The 17,255-nt window shown below is 55.2% G+C and carries 16 protein-coding genes and 1 tRNA gene; 14 read left to right on the top strand and 3 right to left on the bottom strand.

The features are described 5' to 3' along the window. Positions 1 to 30: 30 nt before the first annotated feature. The 10 genes from pabB (at position 31) to BN2684_RS13355 (ending at position 10,466) form a co-directional block, all read left to right on the top strand. On the top strand, positions 31 to 1,782 hold the full coding sequence (gene pabB, locus BN2684_RS13310) for an aminodeoxychorismate synthase component I (protein WP_058302673.1): 1,752 nt from the start codon (positions 31 to 33) through the stop codon (positions 1,780 to 1,782). A gap of 102 nt (positions 1,783 to 1,884) precedes the next feature. After that, positions 1,885 to 2,025, top strand: a complete 141-nt coding sequence (locus BN2684_RS13315) for a hypothetical protein (RefSeq protein WP_159065798.1) — start codon at positions 1,885 to 1,887, stop codon at positions 2,023 to 2,025. Between the two features lie 66 nt (positions 2,026 to 2,091). Next, the gene (locus BN2684_RS13320) at positions 2,092 to 2,937 is read left to right on the top strand and encodes a formamidopyrimidine-DNA glycosylase (RefSeq protein WP_058302675.1); all 846 of its coding nucleotides are present in this window, start codon (positions 2,092 to 2,094) and stop codon (positions 2,935 to 2,937) included. Between the two features lie 80 nt (positions 2,938 to 3,017). Beyond that, positions 3,018 to 3,614 (top strand): TVP38/TMEM64 family protein, encoded by a 597-nt coding sequence (locus tag BN2684_RS13325; RefSeq protein WP_058302676.1) that lies wholly within the window; start codon positions 3,018 to 3,020, stop codon positions 3,612 to 3,614. Between the two features lie 62 nt (positions 3,615 to 3,676). Beyond that, positions 3,677 to 4,459 carry a DUF1361 domain-containing protein gene (locus tag BN2684_RS13330; protein ID WP_058302677.1) on the top strand — a complete coding sequence of 261 codons (783 nt, stop codon included), beginning with the start codon at positions 3,677 to 3,679 and terminating at the stop codon, positions 4,457 to 4,459. A 247-nt stretch (positions 4,460 to 4,706) separates the two neighbouring features. Further along, complete coding sequence (locus tag BN2684_RS13335; RefSeq protein ID WP_058302678.1) at positions 4,707 to 6,386, top strand: peptide ABC transporter substrate-binding protein; 1,680 nt, start codon at positions 4,707 to 4,709, stop codon at positions 6,384 to 6,386. A 120-nt stretch (positions 6,387 to 6,506) separates the two neighbouring features. Then, the gene (locus BN2684_RS13340; protein ID WP_058304541.1) at positions 6,507 to 7,448 is read left to right on the top strand and encodes an ABC transporter permease; all 942 of its coding nucleotides are present in this window, start codon (positions 6,507 to 6,509) and stop codon (positions 7,446 to 7,448) included. Then, on the top strand, positions 7,441 to 8,460 hold the full coding sequence (opp3C, locus tag BN2684_RS13345) for an oligopeptide ABC transporter permease (protein WP_058302679.1): 1,020 nt from the start codon (positions 7,441 to 7,443) through the stop codon (positions 8,458 to 8,460). The genes BN2684_RS13340 and opp3C overlap by 8 nt, the downstream gene beginning before the upstream one ends. 12 nt (positions 8,461 to 8,472) lie before the next feature. Beyond that, complete coding sequence (locus BN2684_RS13350) at positions 8,473 to 9,567, top strand: ABC transporter ATP-binding protein (RefSeq protein WP_058302680.1); 1,095 nt, start codon at positions 8,473 to 8,475, stop codon at positions 9,565 to 9,567. Next, positions 9,540 to 10,466, top strand: coding sequence for an ABC transporter ATP-binding protein (locus BN2684_RS13355; protein ID WP_058302681.1), 927 nt, complete (start codon positions 9,540 to 9,542; stop codon positions 10,464 to 10,466). Before BN2684_RS13350 ends, BN2684_RS13355 begins: the two co-directional genes overlap by 28 nt. 256 nt (positions 10,467 to 10,722) lie before the next feature. On the opposite strand, the gene BN2684_RS13360 is transcribed toward BN2684_RS13355, so the two are convergent. Continuing rightward, positions 10,723 to 12,189: a sensor domain-containing diguanylate cyclase gene (locus tag BN2684_RS13360; protein WP_058302682.1), complete on the bottom strand. Its 1,467-nt coding sequence runs from the start codon at positions 12,187 to 12,189 to the stop codon at positions 10,723 to 10,725. A gap of 85 nt (positions 12,190 to 12,274) precedes the next feature. Here BN2684_RS13360 and BN2684_RS13365 point away from each other — a divergent pair, with 85 nt between their 5' ends. Beyond that, the gene (locus BN2684_RS13365; RefSeq protein ID WP_058302683.1) at positions 12,275 to 13,072 is read left to right on the top strand and encodes a nitroreductase family protein; all 798 of its coding nucleotides are present in this window, start codon (positions 12,275 to 12,277) and stop codon (positions 13,070 to 13,072) included. Between the two features lie 36 nt (positions 13,073 to 13,108). After that, positions 13,109 to 13,999, top strand: coding sequence for an apurinic/apyrimidinic endonuclease family protein (locus BN2684_RS13370; RefSeq protein WP_058302684.1), 891 nt, complete (start codon positions 13,109 to 13,111; stop codon positions 13,997 to 13,999). Positions 14,000 to 14,113: 114 nt separating this feature from the next. Here the strand turns inward: BN2684_RS13370 and BN2684_RS13375 are convergent, their stop codons facing one another. Continuing rightward, on the bottom strand, positions 14,114 to 14,857 hold the full coding sequence (locus BN2684_RS13375) for an MBL fold metallo-hydrolase (protein WP_058302685.1): 744 nt from the start codon (positions 14,855 to 14,857) through the stop codon (positions 14,114 to 14,116). A 231-nt stretch (positions 14,858 to 15,088) separates the two neighbouring features. Further along, on the bottom strand, positions 15,089 to 15,862 hold the full coding sequence (locus tag BN2684_RS13380) for an AAA family ATPase (RefSeq protein WP_058302686.1): 774 nt from the start codon (positions 15,860 to 15,862) through the stop codon (positions 15,089 to 15,091). Positions 15,863 to 16,072: 210 nt separating this feature from the next. Here BN2684_RS13380 and BN2684_RS13385 point away from each other — a divergent pair. Further along, positions 16,073 to 16,145, top strand: a tRNA-Lys gene (locus BN2684_RS13385). Positions 16,146 to 16,250: 105 nt separating this feature from the next. Next, complete coding sequence (gene murI / locus BN2684_RS13390) at positions 16,251 to 17,039, top strand: glutamate racemase (protein ID WP_058302687.1); 789 nt, start codon at positions 16,251 to 16,253, stop codon at positions 17,037 to 17,039. Positions 17,040 to 17,255: the final 216 nt, after the last annotated feature.

Genomic DNA, 17,255 nt, shown 5'->3' on the forward strand with positions numbered 1-17,255 from the left:
GCCTTATCGGAAAGAGAAGGAGGGAGCCTCATGAATCAGGAGCCGTTTCTCGGTTTCGCGTTTACAGAGGATGCGGGAGGAAGGGTGGCGTTTCGGAATCCCGCCCAGGTCATTGAGGCGAACGATCTGGGAGAGGTTCGGCCTGCGCTCGGGCGCGTGCAGGAAGCGTTGAACCAAGGCTTCTACGCCGCCGGTTACATCGGCTATGAGGCAGCGCCGGCATTCGATCCGGCCATGAAGGTGAGACCGGGGAGCCGGATGCCGCTCCTCTGGTTCGGCATCTATGAGAAGCCGGAGGACTGGAATTCGCCGCAACTGGAAGAGGATGCGCTTTTCGAGCTTGGCGTTTGGGAGTCCGCGGAGAGCCGGGAACGATATACGGCCAGCATCGGAAGGATAAAGGAAGCGATCGCGCAAGGAGCGACGTATCAGGTGAATCACACGCTGCGTCTGAGGACGAGCTTTCGTGGAAGCGGCGAAGGCTATTACCGTCAGCTTGCTCGCGCCCAAAAGGCCGAATACGGCGCTTATTTGCGTTTCGGCGGCTACGAGGTTCTGAGCGTATCCCCGGAGCTCTTCTTTCGCGTGGAGGAAGGCCGGCTGACGACGAGGCCGATGAAAGGGACGATCCGGCGCGGACGTTATCCAGATGAGGATGTAAGGCAGCGCGAACGGCTGACGGCCTCCGTCAAGGACCGAGCCGAGAATCTGATGATCACGGATCTGCTGCGCAACGATCTTGGGAGAATAGCCGAGACCGGATCTGTGGAGGTTCCCGAGCTTTTTCGGGTCGAGGCATATCCGACCGTCTATCAGATGACCTCGACCGTGACCTGCCGCCTGAGAGAAGGCATAGGCTTGGAGGAGCTGTTCGCCGCGCTGTTTCCTTGCGGATCGGTGACGGGAGCGCCCAAGATCAGCACGATGGAGCTGATCGCGGAGCTGGAGGAGGAGCCGCGCGAGATTTATTGTGGAGCCATCGGCTATGCTTCTCCCTACGGGAAGGAGCTTGCGTTCAACGTACCCATCCGCACGGTCTGGATCGACAAGGAAGCCGAAACCGCCGAATACTCAGTCGGCGGCGGGGTGACTTGGGATTCATCGGCGGATGGCGAATATGAAGAGGCGCTTGCCAAAGCGGCCGTACTCAGTCACCCTGTTGAGCCTTTCCATTTGCTGGAGAGTTTGCTGCTCACAGATGGACGGTATTGGCTTATGGAGCGTCATCTCGACCGGCTGCGCGCTTCCGCTGCCTATTTTGGGTTTCCCTATCCCGAGGAGAGGTTGATCGCCAATCTCGACAGAATGGCTGCGGAGCATGGCGAAGGAGCCTATAAGATTCGCCTGCTGCTTGCCGAAGACGGGCTCGTAGAAGGCGATGCTGCACCAATTGTGCCTCCTAGTGACGAGCGGCCGCGGATCGGACTGGCCGCGGAGCGGGTAGATTCCGCAGACCCCTTCCTCTACCACAAGACGACCCAACGCGACCGATACGCCCGCATATTTGCCACGGGCAATGGCGCCTATGACATGCTGCTTACGAACGAACGCGGGGAGCTGACCGAATTTACCCGCGGCAATCTGGTGCTGGAGCAAGGCGGCTTCAAATGGACCCCGCCCATCGAAGCGGGATTGCTCGCCGGAACGTTCCGGGACGAGCTGCTCGCAAGGGGAGAGGTCAATGAGAAGACGCTCACGCCGGACGATTTGAAGCGCGCTGACCGGATCTGGTTCATCAACAGTGTGCGCGGATGGGTCGAGGTCGTCCTTCCCGGGGTATAAAGATACAAGAACCTCGGAAGGAGGCACGTCCATGGTTAAGAAGTGGAAGGTGCGGCAGGTCGGGTATGCGATTTCGGGACCACCCGGATGGAGCGCGTACTCTTGAAGCACGAAGGTGTCGGCAGGCTGGCGGTCGTGGATCGCAATGAGGAAAAGCTGGAGATGGCGCTTAGCCTGGCCGGGAGAGCGGGAACTGGAACCCTATCTGGATGTCGAGGAAGCATACTGGATGCAATTATGTGATGAACCGGACAGAGAGTTGTCCGGTTCTTGGGTTATAATGGAAGAAAATCCGAACGGAGGATGTCCATGCTCGAACTTCCGGAAGCCCAAACCATAGCGAGGCAGCTCCAAGAGACCTTGCCGGGTCGTGTTGTTGCCCATGTGAAGATGAACGCGCATCCGCATAAATTTGCCTTTTACCACGGAGACCCCGACTTGTATCCCGATATGCTCACCAGCTCTCCAATCCTGCAGGCCGAAGCGCATGGCGGCCATGTGAAGCTGACCGTCGGTCCTGCTCAGCTTGTCGTCAGCGACGGAGTTAACCTTCGCCATGGAAGCCGGGATGAGCGGCCCCCCAGCAAAAATCAGCTCTACATGGAATTCAACGACGGCTCCTGGCTCACGGGATCGGTGCAGATGTATGGCTTTCTCAGAGTGACATCCGATGACTTACTGGACGATCCTTATTACCGAACAGCGACCGAGAAGCCGTCGCCTTTAACCGCGGCGTTTGACGCCGCTTATTTCGAGTCCCTCCTCCGGGAGATCAAGCCCAGCCTCTCCGCGAAGGCGTTTCTCGCCACGGAGCAGCGCATTCCGGGCCTCGGCAACGGGGTGCTTCAGGATGTCCTTTTTCGCTCCGGTATCCATCCCCGCACACCGGTTCGCCAGCTTGGCGCCAGTCGGCTGGATAACCTCTATGCAAGCGTGAAAGAAACGCTGCGCCTGATGACCGATCAAGGCGGCCGCGACACCGAAAAAGATTTATTCGGGAGTCAGGGCGGCTATATGACCCTGCTGTCCTCCAAAACTTATAAGGATCCGTGTCCGGAATGCGGCGGTACCATTCGCAAGGAAGCCTATTTGGGCGGCAGCGTCTACTCTTGCGTATCCTGCCAGGCCCTTGAACCGGTTGGATCAACCCTTTAGCCCGGTTTGACAATGATTTTGCCCCGTGTATATAGTAAGAGTACTTAATGCAGATATACAACTGGGGTGGCGCAACAATCATGTCGTCAGATATAAACGAGTGGATCGAATGGCTATTTGCGGTGGCGGGGCTTGATGGGTTCGCGATTCTCGCTGTTACGATCCCTCTCGGAATCATTCAGGGGTTATTCGGGGTGTTTCCGTTTGCCACGCTCATTCTCCTTCACGTCTCTACGCTTGGTATTGCAGAAGGGCTACTGGCCAGTTGGATCGTGGGGACCGTCTCGGCTCTTGTCGTCTATTTCCTCTGCAGATCCGCCTTCGCGGACTGGTTTGAACGCAAATGGCTCGGGAAAATGAAGCGGTACAAGAAATGGGAGCATGCCCTGCGACTCTATGGGGGCTGGGGGATGGTGTTTCTGCGTACCATTCCGATCATGCCGAACAACTTGATTTCGTTCTCGGCGGCTATCATCAAGATGAAGCCCAAGGATTACCTTTGGTCCAATGTGGTAGGGAACTTGTCGCATATTTGGCTCTTTGGCATCTTGAGCGCGGCGGTGCTTTTTCCCGAGACGGATGTGGGGATCCTGATCGGTGCGTATATCGTGTTCGTGCTGATTCTTGTCGCAGTCTTTCTATATCGATACTTCACGCATTACCGGCAACAACGCTAGCGAATCTGATGGAACGACCCGCCGGTTGAGCGGGTTTTTTTGTGGAGAGAAGGAGGAGTTCGGTGAATCATAAGACGAAAAAAATCGAGAAAATGATAGTCCGAGAACGGTTGTTGGAAAGGCGGGAGGTCTTGTATCTGGTCATCCTCTTGGCCTTCACGCTGCTCAGCATGCATCAGGTAAATGACATTCGCATCGGCACGCAGTTCCGCCCTTACCCGTTCATAGTCTGGAATTTATTCCTGGCTTGGGTTCCTATCGCCTTCCAGCTTATCTTCGCTCATGCGTATGAACGGCCCAAAAGCGGGGGGAGAACGCTGGTCCTGGCGGGGGCAGGAGCCGGCTGGTTCTTTTTTTACCCGAATGCCCCTTACCTGGTGACCGACCTTCTACATGTATTTGCCAATTATCCGGTTGATCCAGACACGTATTTCTGGCGTGAGCTGCCATTCTGGAACCATCTCTTCTCGCTGCTTCTGGCGGCTCTTATCGGCCTCGTCCTCGGCTGCTATTCCTTGTGGTCCGTCCATAAGCTTGTTAGAAGGAGCTACGGACGAGTGATCGGCTGGGCGTTCGCTTTGTCGGTTCTCGCGCTCGGCTCGCTCGGTGTTTACTTTGGCCGTTTTCTGCGGCTCAACAGCTGGGATCTTGTGACCAGTCCGAGCTATCTGTGGTCAGAGATCACAACGGCTCTTGCTCCGTCCCGCCTCCATTTTGTGTTTTCGTTTTGCGAAGGGATGTTTCTGCTCATGCTGTTTGCCTATACGGGGTTCTCCTTGCTTCTAAAAAGAGGGCAGGGTGAAGAGGGGAGAAACGGCTCCGAGATTCGAAAAGAGGACAAATAAGGCGAATTGCCATTGGGGGACATCTGTACGAAAAAGAGAAAAAACCACTCATTTCCAAGTGACGCAAGGAGGAAGGGAAAGCTTACATCAATATCATAATATTTTTCTTTCTCCCATAAAAAAACCTATTATGGAAGATATATTGACGCCTACATGATAGCATTTTATAATTTTTTGAAAGGATAGAAGTCCTCATTCGGAATGGACTTCTATCTTTTTTATCAGAACATATAGGGGAGGAAACGTCTTGAGAAGAGCGAAACTGCTTTTGGCAATTATTTCGGTCATCGCTTTGCTTGCAGGCTGCACGAATTCGAAATCGGGTTCGAGCTCGCCAGCACCTTCGGAGTCGCAAGCGCCTTCGGCCAGCACCGCTCCCGAGGCGAGCACGGGAGGAGCGAAGGTCATCAACTTGGGCAAGGACGTGGAGCTGGCCTCCATGGACTCGGCTATCGCTACTGACGGTTTGTCCTTTGAAGTCATTGCTGCCACGATCGAAGGTTTGTATACCATTGATGCGGACGGGGTTCCCCAGCTTGCAATGGCTGAGAAAGCCGATGTGAGCGCCGACGGCAAAACCTACACCTTCACCATCCGGGATGCCAAATGGTCAAATGGTACCCCCGTATCTGCGAAGGACTTCGAATTTGCCTGGAAGCGCCTTGTCGATCCGGCAACCGCCAGTGAGTACAGCTTCATCATGGGCGTAGCCGGCGTGAAGAACGCCGACGACATCGTCGCTGGGAAGAAAGGAATCGACGAACTCGGGGTTACGGCTAAGGACGACAAGACGCTCGTCGTCGAGTTGGACCGTCCGGTCGCCTTCTTCAATTCCTTGCTGGCCTTCCCTTCGTTTTATCCGATCAATGAAGCCTTCTACAAAGAGAAGGGCGACCAGTACGCCCTGACGGCCGACGGGCTTCTGGCCAACGGACCGTTCAAGATGAAGACCTGGGAAGTCGGCGGAACGTCCTTCTACCTGGAGAAGAATCCGGATTATTTCGATGCCGCCAGCATTAAAGTGGACGGCTTGAATTACAAAATCATCAAGGACACCCAGCAATCCATTCTGGCTTATGAGAACGGCGATCTCGACTATGTCATGCTGTCCGGCGAACAGATCGTCAAGTATCTGCAAAGCCCGGAATATCACAGCATCGTCGCAGGCTACCTCTGGTACCTGTCGCCGAATCAGAAGGTCAAGGGCCTCGAGAACGTCAACCTGCGCAAGGCTCTGTCGCTCGCCTATGACAAGAAAGCCATTGTCGACGACATCCTGAAGGACGGCTCCATCGTCGCCGACTTCGCGGTTCCGACGCTGCTTGCCACCGGACCGGACGGCAAGGACTACCGGGAAACCGCCGGAACCTATTCGTCCACCAACAAGGAAGAAGCGAAGAAGTATTGGGAGAAGGCGAAATCCGAGCTTGGCATCGACTCGATCAAGCTGGAGCTGCTGTTCGAAGATACGGAATCCGCCACCCTCGTCGCTCAGTTCCTTCAATCCGAGATTGAAAGCACGCTGCCGGGCGTAACCTTCGACCTGAAATCGCAGCCGAAGAAAAACCGCGTCGAGCTGATGCAGAACGGCGACTATCAAGTCGGTCTCACCCGTTGGGGCCCCGACTATGCCGACCCGATGACCTACCTCGACATGTGGACGACGGGAAGCCCGAACAACTATGGCCTCTGGTCCGACAAAACCTATGACGATCTCATTCAGAGAGCCAGCAAGGGCGACCTGGCCAGCAAGCCGGAAGAGCGCTGGGAAGCCTTGAAGAAGGCGGAAAGCATCGTCATGGATCAAGCCGTTATCTTCCCGGTTTATCAAAAAGGCAACGCCGTCCTCATTAAGCCGAGTGTAACCGGAATCGAATTCCATTCCGTGGGCGTAAACGTCTTCTACAAGCACGCCGATAAAAAATAATCGGCGGCGGAGAATCCTCACCGATATTGCTTTGCAGCTTTGCGCTCATAGTTGAGAAGCCGGATTGCAATGGCGGATTATCCGCGATTGCAATCCGGCATTTTTAAGAGGTGAATGGACCTGAAAAAGTATGTGCTCAAACGATTGGCCATCGCGGCCGTCACCCTCTTGGTGATCCTGCTGGTGCTGTTCATGATGCTCGAGATGATGCCGGGCTCTCCTTTTAACGACGAGAAAATTACCCAAGCGCAAAGGGCGCTTTTGGACGCCAAATACGGCCTGGATCAGCCGATTTTCGTCCGGTTCTTGAATTACATCAAGGCGATGCTGAGCGGAGACTTCGGAGTCTCCTACGTCATTCAGAAAAACATGCCGATCTCCACCATGCTCGGCGGACGCCTGCCCGTGTCCATGCAGATCGGTCTGCAAGCGGTCGTGCTCGGCACCATCATCGGGCTCTTGCTTGGGATCGTCGCTGCCTTGAAGCGCAACAGCTTTGCCGACAGCCTGACGACCTTCATCTCTGTCATCGGGGTCAGCTTTCCGTCCTATGTATTTGCTCTGGGCTTGTCCTATTTCCTCGGCTCCAAGCTCAAATGGTTCCCGATTCTGTATACCACGAGCAAGCCGTTCATCTCCACGATCTTACCGACCATCGCCCTGTCCATGTTTACGATCGCGACGGTGGCGCGCTTCGCCCGCTCGGAAATGATCGATGTGCTGGGCTCGGATTATCTGCTTCTGTCTGAAAGCAAAGGAGTCAACCGGAGAAGGTTGATCTACATTCATGCGCTGCGCAACGCGCTCATTCCGATCATCACGGTGCTTGCACCGCTGGTCGTCGGCCTCATGACCGGCAGCCTGGTCATCGAGCAGATCTTTTCCATCCCTGGGATCGGCAGCCTGCTTGTCACGGCCATTCAGGTGAACGACTACAACGTCATCATCGCCGTCACCTTCATCTACAGCGTCATGTTCATCGCCATCATGCTGGCCGTGGATATCTTGTATGGAATCATCGATCCGCGAATCCGTTTGGCAAAGGGGGATAACCATGGCTGATCCGATGCAGACCCCGGCCTTTGAGCCAGGCGACTTTCAGTTAGCAGACAATGGTGCCCGGGCGCACATTGATCATACCTACAGCAGCCAATCCTATTGGAGGGATGCTTACCGTCGCTTCATCGCCAATAAGGGTGCGGTGTTCGGACTCTTCGTCATCCTGATCATCACAATTCTCGCGATCATCGGCCCGATGATGAGCGAGCATACGTACAAGTCGATCAACATCAAGCACAAGAGCCTCGCTCCCCGAATTGAAGGCTTCGAGAAGATGCCGATCTTTAACGGGGTTGCGAACGGCATTAACTCTTACAAAGAAAAAGGGCTCGACGACGTCTACTATGTCTTCGGAACCGATACGCTCGGCCGCGATCTGTGGACCCGCACCTGGCAGGGTACCCGCATCTCACTCTACATCGCCCTCATCGCCGTAGCGATTGACATGGTGATCGGCATGAGCTACGGCTTGATCTCCGGCTACTTCGGAGGAGCTGTGGACAATGTGATGCAGCGGTTCATCGAAATTCTGAGCGGGATCCCCAATCTGGTCATCGTGACTCTGCTCATTGTGGTGCTCAAGCCGGGACTTGTCACGATTACGCTCGCGCTTATGATCACCGGCTGGATCGGCATGAGCCGGGTCGCGCGGGCGCAGATGCTCAAGCTGAAGGAGCAGGAGTTCGTACTCGCCTCCCGAACCCTCGGCGCCGGCAATTTCGTCATCATCTTCAAGGATATTCTGCCGAACATCTTCGGCCAAATCATCATCATGTCGATGTTTTCCATTCCGAGCGCGATCTTCACCGAGGCATTCCTCGCGTTTATCGGTCTGGGCATCCCCCAACCGATGGCCTCCCTCGGGTCTCTCATCAGCGAGAGCTTCAAATCGATGACGATCTATCCCTATATGATCGTAGCCCCGGTCGTTGTGCTCGCTCTCTTGATGCTGAGCTTCAACCTCTTGGCGGATGGGCTCAAGGACGCGCTCGATCCGAAAATGAAGGAAATGTAGGAGGACGTCTTGATGAGTGAACCGGTGTTAACCATAAACGATTTGTCCATTTCCTTCAAAACCTCGAACGGCGTGGTCAATGCGATCCGAGGCGTGGATTTGGAGCTCAATAAAGGGGAAACCATCGCCATTGTTGGAGAATCCGGCAGCGGCAAATCGGTGACGGTGAAGGCGATCATGGGCATCTTGAGCGGCAACGAGGAGATCAATTCCGGCTCGATTACGTTCCGCTATGACCGTGATGGCGAAGAGGTGACCCAAGATCTCTTGAAGCTGTCCAAGAAAGAAATGCGCAAGCGGATCAACGGAAAGCGGATCGCCATGGTGTTTCAAGATCCGATGACCTCGCTCAATCCGACGATGACCGTCGGCAATCAGATCATGGAGGGCATGATCATCCATCTGAAGCTGAGTCGAGCTCGGGCCTATGAACGGTCGCTTGAACTTCTCCAACTCGTCGGCATCACCGACCCGGAGAAGCGGATGAAGAGCTACCCCCATCAGCTGTCCGGCGGAATGAGGCAGCGGGTGGTCATCGCCATCATGCTGGCCTGCAACCCGGAGGTGCTGATCTGCGACGAGCCGACCACGGCTCTCGACGTGACCGTCCAGGCAAAGATCCTTGAATTGATTAAGGATATTCAGGCCAAGACTAATATCTCGGTCATCTATATCACCCATGACCTGGGAGTGGTCGCCAAGGTGGCGGATTATGTATCCGTCATGTATGCAGGCAAGATTGTCGAGCGGGGCACGGTGAATGAGATCTTTTATGACCCGAAGCATCCTTATACGTGGGGGCTCCTGTCCTCCATGCCGGACATCGGTACGGAGAACGAGAAGCTGTATTCGATTCCCGGCAGCCCGCCTAACCTGCTGCACAAGGTGGAAGGCGATGCCTTTGCGCCAAGGAATGCCTTCGCGCTGAACATCGATTTCAAGCAGGAGCCGCCGATGTTCAAGGTCAGCGACACCCATTACGCGGCAACTTGGCTGCTTCATGAGAATGCGCCGAAGGTAGAGATGCCCGAGACACTGAGAAAAAGAATTGATACCGTGGTGAAGGAGGCGGGAGGCAGATGGACGGACAGCCGCTCTTACAAGTAACCGATTTGAAGCAGCATTTCCGAATGAACAAGCGATTCACGGTGAAAGCCGTAAACGGCGTATCGTTCGATATCCGCGAGGGTGAAACCTACGGGCTTGTCGGCGAGTCCGGCAGCGGCAAATCGACGATCGGCCGTTCGATCATTCGTCTCTATAAGCCGACTTCCGGCAAAGTCACCTTCGAAGGCGTGGATATTTCGGGCCCTTTGAAGGAGAGGGAGCAAGTCCTTCTGCGCACCAAGATGCAGATGATCTTCCAGGACCCGATGGCAAGCTTAAACCCCCGGAAGAAGGTCATCGACCTCATCGCCCAGGGGCTCGACATCCATAAGCTCTACAAAACCAAAGAAGAGCGCAAGGAGAAGGTGTATCGCATTCTGGACAAGGTGGGCCTCTCCCGTGAACACGCCAACCGGTATGCCCATCAGTTCTCAGGCGGACAGCGCCAGCGCATCGGCATCGCCCGAGCGCTCATCATGGAGCCGAAGCTGATCATCGCCGACGAAGCGATCAGCGCGCTCGATGTGTCGATTCAGGCGCAGGTCGTTAACCTCATGAAGGACATTCAAGAGGAGACGAATACGGCGTTCCTGTTCATCGCGCACGATCTGTCCATGGTCAAGTACATCTCCGACCGGATCGGCGTGCTTCATCTCGGTTATCTGGTGGAGACAGGAACCACCCATGAAATCTTCGAGAATCCGGTCCATCCGTACACGAAGTCGCTCTTGTCGGCGATTCCGCTCGCAAACCCTGTGAAGGAAAAAGACCGCGTCGCCATCCCGTACGATTATGCGACAAGCGGAATCGATTACTCCAAGGGAATCCAGCACGACCTTACCTCCACGCACAAGGTGCTTGCCACACCGGAGGAACTGACGGCCTGGACGAACGGGTAATCGTTCGCCGTTGAGTTATCGTAGCCGTCGGAGCTACCGGAGTAACCGTACCATCGAGATCGCCGATAAAATCCGGAGCATTCAACTGAGAAGAAGCCGCTCTCCCCAGGAAAGGGAAGGCGGCTTCTTGTTATGTTGTCCTAGAGCGTGTTTGCAAACCCATGAAACGGTCGAATAGCAGGTGAGTGCCACCTGAAGAGTAGCCATTTGCGGCTATAGTCACAAGAGCTGATACTAATCATGGTGCCTGTCCCGATTAATGCTGCTTGGATCGTCGTTTGTTCTTGTACATCTCATGGTCGGCCCGCTCGATCATATCTTTGGCGCTGATCGCCTCTCCGGGCTCGTGGACGAACATGCCGTAGCTGATCGAAAGGGCGAAGAGCCGGTCTGTATCCGTATTGAGCTCCTCCAGATCCATGGAGATGCGGTCCCAGACGGCCAGCGCCTCCGCTTTGCTTTTGTTGAAGACTAGGATGAACTCGTCTCCACCATACCGAAACAGGAAGTCATTGCGGTCCAGATGAGTTTTGAGCACACGGCTCGCTTCCAGGATGAGCTCATCGCCAACCGCGTGGCCCCAGCGGTCATTGACCAGCTTAAGGTCGTTGATATCGGCAAAGCATATCGTTAAGCTGCTTTCGGACGATTGCTCGGCGATCTTCTTCTCCAGAAGAGCCATACCATACCCTCGGTTTGGAACATCGGTCAGCGGGTCGGTGGTAGCATGCTTTTCCAGCTCGTATTCGATCTTCTTCAACTCCGAGATGTCGGTGATGCCGGCCAGGACGCAGACCTCATTCTCAAATTCGATCGCTTCGTAATTGATCATCACCCATTTTTTTGCGGTTGGCGAGACGTCCAATTGAAATACTCGGTTCCTTGCACTGCCCGTCCGTTCCAACTCCTGTAGGATTTTCTCCTTGCTCTCGGCATCGGGGTAGGTGACCGAAGCGTCGACCGATTCAAAGCCCATGGTGAACAGATCGAAGAGCTGGGAAGCCTTGGGGTTAATGAGCACAATGCGATCATCGCTCAAGCGGGACAGCACAAGCGGGAACGGATTCACCGAGAACAGCTTCCGAAGCCTTTGCTCGCTCTCTTTTAGGCGGCGCTGGACGGTGAATTGCCGGGTCATGTAGTGATAGAAGATCAACACGATAAAGATGGCGATGGCTGCGGCTGCCGTGGTATTGATCTGCTTGGTGAGCAAGGCGCTCGGAGCTTGGCCGGTTCGATATAAGAGGAATAGAAAGATCAGATGATTGAGCCCGGCAAAACACCCAAACACCCTCGGACGAATTGGCAGCAGAATCGAAACGCCGAGCACGATGATGATGTAAGCGTCAACGTTGCCGTCCATGAGCTGGCTGTTGAGAGAGGAGAAGCTGGCGACCGCAAGGCAGAGGGCCGAATAGCCTTGAATGATCATGGAAGACCTCTTCGCCTGAAGGTCGGAGAAGCTGAATTGAAGCTGCCGGTAAAGGATGAGAAACAGAGCGGATACCGCCGCAGAGAGAAGATGGGTTACAAGGAGGCCTGTCCGGTAGCGGTCGGAGACGGATTCGCTCAATTGATAGAAATCCACAACGAAAAAGTAAGGATAGGCGAACAGCAGGAAGACGGAGATCCACTTGATCCGCCAAAGCAAATGCTCGTTATACCATCGGGTAAATAGCAACGTATCGTCGGCCCTGGGTGCTGAAGAGAGAGATTTGATCACAGGACTCATCCTTTTGGCAAATTCAATGGTATAATTGTAGCACAAAAAAGTGGAATATTTTACATTTATCCGGGAGGGACAAGGAATGAGGATTGTCGGGATGGACCCGCAGCTATATGCGAGCATGGAATCGCGGATTTCACGGAGAACATACACAGCGCCCCCCGAATGCGCACGGTTAGAGGAGCTGCAGCGCTACTCGGAAGAGCTGAATACGGCCGCGGACGGAGCCGTCCGGATCGGAGTTTGGGCGGAAGGTGCCGATGAGGTATTCGGCGGTTTGACCAACAGCTACGGCATGTTCAGCGGGGTGCAGGCTTTTGCGGCATTTATCGGACGGATGGAAGGAGATGAAAGAAAGGCCAAAGCTTTATGCGGCTATTACGGAGAGCAATTCGTCCTGAAGGCGAATGCGCGAGGGCTCGGAACATGCTGGGTAGCGGGAACCTTTGACAAGGGGATGGCGAAAAAGATCGCGGGCGTCGAGGAAGGAGAAAAGCTCGTCTGCGTGGTGCCGCTCGGGATCGTGCCGGACAGCTTCAGCTTGCGGGAAAAGGTCGTGAAGGGATTCTCCACAGCAAGGAGACGCAAGCCGCTGGAGCAGCTGCTCCGCAATCCCGAAGAGCTGGCGGCCGCTCCCGATTGGATGCGATCGGCGCTGGAAGCGGCCCGAATCGCGCCTTCGGCCGTGAACCTGCAGCCGTGGAGGTTCACGCTCGCGCCTACCGAGCAAGCGCTCACCGTGCAGGCGGAGGGCCGCGCCGAGAAGGAGCCAGTCGATCTGGGCATCGCCATGGCGCATGTCGAGATCGCCGCTCTTCAGGCGGGAGTTCAAGGGGAATGGTCGGAAGAGGCGGGCGCTTGGACGTTTCGCAGGGCGTAACCCGGGACAGCGATCAGCTGGGAATGGATGGCGATAATGAGGCGTTTTCTGATCGGGCAGCATGGCCGGTTCAACGAAGAGAAGGACCGGCGCGATTATCGAGCGTGGTTTTATGGGGTAGAAGCATGCCTTCTCCGTGAGGAAGAGGATGTGCGGAAGCTGGCGCAAGCGGCTGAAGAACGCGGGTTTCGGATCGGGGTGCATTTTCCTCTGCGGGGTGAACCGGGAATGCTGCGCGACGCGCTCTTCTTGTCTCCGGATGCGAGGGTTCGCTGCGAGGCTTGGAAATACATAGACTGCGAGATTGCGGGCATGCGCTCCTTGCGGCCGGAGTATGTTCTGTTTCATTATCCGAAGCCGGTGCTCGTGGCGGAGGAGGTGGATGCGGAGAAATGGCGCTTTGCAGACAATCGGGAATTCCTCTCTCAAACGAGCATCAGCCCGGAGGAGTTCCGTTCTCTTAGCGATGAGCTGTTTGCCCGGCTGACGGAACGGAGCACACGGGAAGGATGGATCCCTGTTTTGGAGTTCGATCTGATTCCTCGGGTCATCTATGAGACCGATCTGCTGGAAGAGCTTCTGGATAAGCATCGGCGAATTCGGCTTTGCCTGGATACGGCGCGCCTCTATCTGCAAGAGCGGACCGATCCGGGATTTACGGCAGCGGATCTCATCCAAAAATTTGCTCGCTATGCCCACCTCATCCATCTGTCCAACCTGCACGATGGGGATCCGCCGATCCGGCATGTTCCGGTCATGCCCGATCAGCAGACAGAGGAAGGCTGGGCGCCCATCGCCGAGTATCTGACGCTCATTCGCAAGGAGAATCCTGAGGTGAGGGTGCTGTTCGAGCATCGCTCGGAGGAGATTAGCGACGAAGAATTGGACAACTGCTATGCTTGGGCCGAGGAGCTGTTGAACGGCTGATCGCAGGATAATCCTGGGCCGAGAAATGACGGACACTGGCTCCGTGGGTCGGCTTATCGCAGCTCTGCTGCTTCCTCTTCGATGATGGAGCAGCTCACACAGGAACGCTGCCTTCTACGCCTGGAGTCCTCGTTTCGCAAGCTCGGCAAGCGGCCCGCTCGCATCCTTTACGCAGCCGCCATGATAACACCAGATGTCGGACGGATTAAGCTCGGCCAGCTTTATTAGCGAAGCGTAAGCATTCGCAGGATCGTGGCAGAGTGTGGGATCGGGTGCGGCCAGCACACCGCGCTTCGCTTCTAGCGCGTCTCCTGCGATGAGGATGCGGGACTCGCGGTGGAACAGGCTGATGTGCCCCGGAGTGTGTCCGGGAGTCGCGATCACCGTCCACTCAAGCGCATAAGGATGCGGCTCGCCATCCTCCAGAAGGACTGTCACCTTCGCTTTCGGCGGGTTGTCCATCAAGCGAAGCAGCGGGCCTCCGATTTCCTCCGGTGCGTGTTTTAGCTGCTCCCGAACCGCTGGTGTGAATTTCAAGATCGGGCGATCTCCTTCCACATGCGGCTTCTCCAGCGCGCTCGTCATAACGGCTACAGGGCGTCTTGAGCGCTGGATAAGCTCAGGGAGACCGCCAATATGATCGATATCCTGATGAGTTAAGAATACGCTGGAGAGAGAATCCGGAGACACGCCGGCGTCGTTCATTTTTTGCGAGAGAAGGGGCGCTTGCCCGGGATACCCCGCATCGATCAGGTGGGACTCGCTGCCGTTTGTGAGCAGCATGGGATAGATCTCTCGTGTTTCTCCAAGCAGGGATTGGGACAATTCCAAGGGGATTAGGCGGAATGGCAGATTCATTTATACTCCTCCTTGTACATGAAATGGGAAATGCAGAAGGAGTATAACCCGAGTAAATATAAAAGTAAAATTATAGCATAAAATAATTAATTTGTCAATCGTGAAACGGTGAACTTTCCATGAAACTCATAAGCGTCTCGACTCAAAAATAAGGGGTTTCAACCCTCATTGGCATACCAATTGACGTTGACTCCTATGCATTCGAATAAGGTTGAAAACGGAATGGGGGGATTAATCACCCTCTTCGCCATCGTCCAGAAGCTCGTTCAGCATTTTCCGCGGGTTATTCAGGAATTCTCGGGTGATGAGATAATGGTCGGTCTCCTCCAGCTTCCTCCTTTCCAGGCCCGTATCGGTCAACTGGTAGATGACTGCATCCGGGTACGCCATGAGGATCGGCGAGTGGGTGGCGATGACAAACTGAGAGTCCTTACGGATGAGCTGGTGCATCCGCGACAGCATCGCCATCTGACGGAAAGGCGAGAGGGCCGCCTCAGGCTCGTCCAGTAAGTACAACCCATTCCCGGAGAAGCGGTGCAGGAAGGCGGCGAAGAACGACTCGCCATGCGATTGTTCATGCAGCGATTTGCCGCCGTAGGATTCCCGAATCGGCGGACCGAAGCTGAATTCCTTGTCCAACGTATCCATGTTCGATGCGAAATTGTAATAGCTCTCCGCCCGGAAAAAGAAGCCGTCCCGAGGCCGACGGATGCCGCGCACGAGGCGAATGGCTTCATAGAGCGGGGAGTGGGTGGACGCGGTAGAAAAGTTGAAGTTCAGTGTGCCGCCTTCGGGGTTGAAGCCCCAAGCGACCGCCAGCGCCTCCATTAGAGTCGATTTGCCCATTCCATTTTCGCCGACCAGATAGGTCACCTTCGGATGAAATTCGAGGCTCTCCAAGCAGGACACAGCAGGCAGCGAATAGGGATAGACGGCAAAGTCGGGAATCCGCTCCCGCAGAAGCTGGGCTCTCCGCAAATAGGGGGCTGTTGGTTGAAGCGTCATCAGTTTCACTCCCAAGTCCACAACGTTAGGTGACTGGCCATAGCGCAGCAGCGCGTAGGCCCGTACGGTTATCGTACCATTCCTTCTCCTACGGAGGAAGGACTGTTCAAGCCGGGGTAGATCTCCTAATGGGAGCGACCCTTTCGAAAAATGGGTGTAAAAAAACTTGCACGACCTATTCATCCGTGCTATTATAAGTTTCGTTGTCTCGGGTCTGTAGCTCAGCTGGCAGAGCAGGTGACTCTTAATCATCAGGTCGTGGGTTCGAACCCCACCGGACCCATTCCATACCGAGTACAGGAGAGCAGCCATGTCCGCGACTGGTTGTTCTTTTTCTGTTCTCTCCGTGGTACATTCATAGTGCAACCGAAGACGAGGCGGTGAGAGAATGAGCATCGTGGTATTCGATTCGGGGCTGGGCGGGGTGACCGTGCTGCACAAAGCCCTGCAGGTGCTTCCTTATGAACAGTACATCTATTTTGCCGATGACGGTCATGTCCCTTACGGTACCAAGACGAAGGAAGAAGTGCGCTCTTGCATCCTCGCTTCGATGGAAGCAACCATTACGGACGAGACGCGCGCGCTCGTCGTGGCCTGCAACACGGCGACCAGCATCGCCATTGGCGATCTTCGCAAACGGTACGGTTTTCCTGTGATCGGGATGGAGCCGGCGGTCAAGCCGGCGGTCGAACTGAGCCGCTCTACAGGAAGACGGGTGCTGGTACTGGCGACCGCGCTCACGTTGCGCGAGGCCAAGTACCACGATCTGGTGAATCGCTTGGGCGATTCCGGCCGGATCGATTCGCTGCCGATGCCCGGGCTCGTGACCTTGGCGGAGGAGTTGGTCTTTACCGGACCGCGAGTACAGGCTTACCTGGATGAGACGCTTGGCGGCTACGATTGGACGAAGTACGGAACGATCGTTTTGGGCTGTACGCATTTTCAATTTTTCCGAACTGCACTCGCCGCGTTTCTTCCCCCTCATGTCGAACTGATCGACGGAAGCGCAGGGACGGTTCGCAGGCTTCAGGAGCTGATCGGGAGCGGAGAAGCAGTTGCGGATTCGCCAGGCAGCATCGAGTTCCGCCATTCCGGTTCGGACGCCGGATATCCCGACAAAATGCGGCACGCACTGGACTGGTACCGCCGGGATCGTTCCGGGCAGACGCACGATTGAATCGAATGAATCGATTGGAAGCACGAGCGTGAGAAGACGGGCCAGAGGCCCGTCTTTTTTTGTTTACAGAGGCCGCAATTTGGACAAAAAATAGCAGTTGTGCTTCCGGTCAAATGTTGTATAATAATGTCGATTGATTAAACTTAAAGTAACGTGATTGCAAACAACAATTATCTCATGTTTAGCTAATGTAAACAAAAGCGAATGAGGTTATGC

The organism is Gorillibacterium timonense, from assembly GCF_001457415.1.
GTDB classification, from domain to species: domain Bacteria; phylum Bacillota; class Bacilli; order Paenibacillales; family NBRC-103111; genus Gorillibacterium; species Gorillibacterium timonense.

Bases quoted from the DNA above. Each gene is read 5' to 3' on its own strand.
- BN2684_RS13320 (WP_058302675.1), top strand. From the start codon at position 2,092: ATGCTCGAACTTCCGGAAGCCCAAACCATAGCGAGGCAGCTCCAAGAG.
- BN2684_RS13380 (WP_058302686.1), bottom strand. From the start codon at position 15,862: ATGACGCTTCAACCAACAGCCCCCTATTTGCGGAGAGCCCAGCTTCTG.
- BN2684_RS13325 (WP_058302676.1), top strand. From the start codon at position 3,018: ATGTCGTCAGATATAAACGAGTGGATCGAATGGCTATTTGCGGTGGCG.
- murI (WP_058302687.1), top strand. From the start codon at position 16,251: ATGAGCATCGTGGTATTCGATTCGGGGCTGGGCGGGGTGACCGTGCTG.
- BN2684_RS13350 (WP_058302680.1), top strand. From the start codon at position 8,473: ATGAGTGAACCGGTGTTAACCATAAACGATTTGTCCATTTCCTTCAAA.
- BN2684_RS13365 (WP_058302683.1), top strand. From the start codon at position 12,275: ATGAGGATTGTCGGGATGGACCCGCAGCTATATGCGAGCATGGAATCG.
- opp3C (WP_058302679.1), top strand. From the start codon at position 7,441: ATGGCTGATCCGATGCAGACCCCGGCCTTTGAGCCAGGCGACTTTCAG.
- pabB (WP_058302673.1), top strand. From the start codon at position 31: ATGAATCAGGAGCCGTTTCTCGGTTTCGCGTTTACAGAGGATGCGGGA.
- BN2684_RS13375 (WP_058302685.1), bottom strand. From the start codon at position 14,857: ATGAATCTGCCATTCCGCCTAATCCCCTTGGAATTGTCCCAATCCCTG.
- BN2684_RS13370 (WP_058302684.1), top strand. From the start codon at position 13,109: ATGAGGCGTTTTCTGATCGGGCAGCATGGCCGGTTCAACGAAGAGAAG.
- BN2684_RS13355 (WP_058302681.1), top strand. From the start codon at position 9,540: ATGGACGGACAGCCGCTCTTACAAGTAACCGATTTGAAGCAGCATTTC.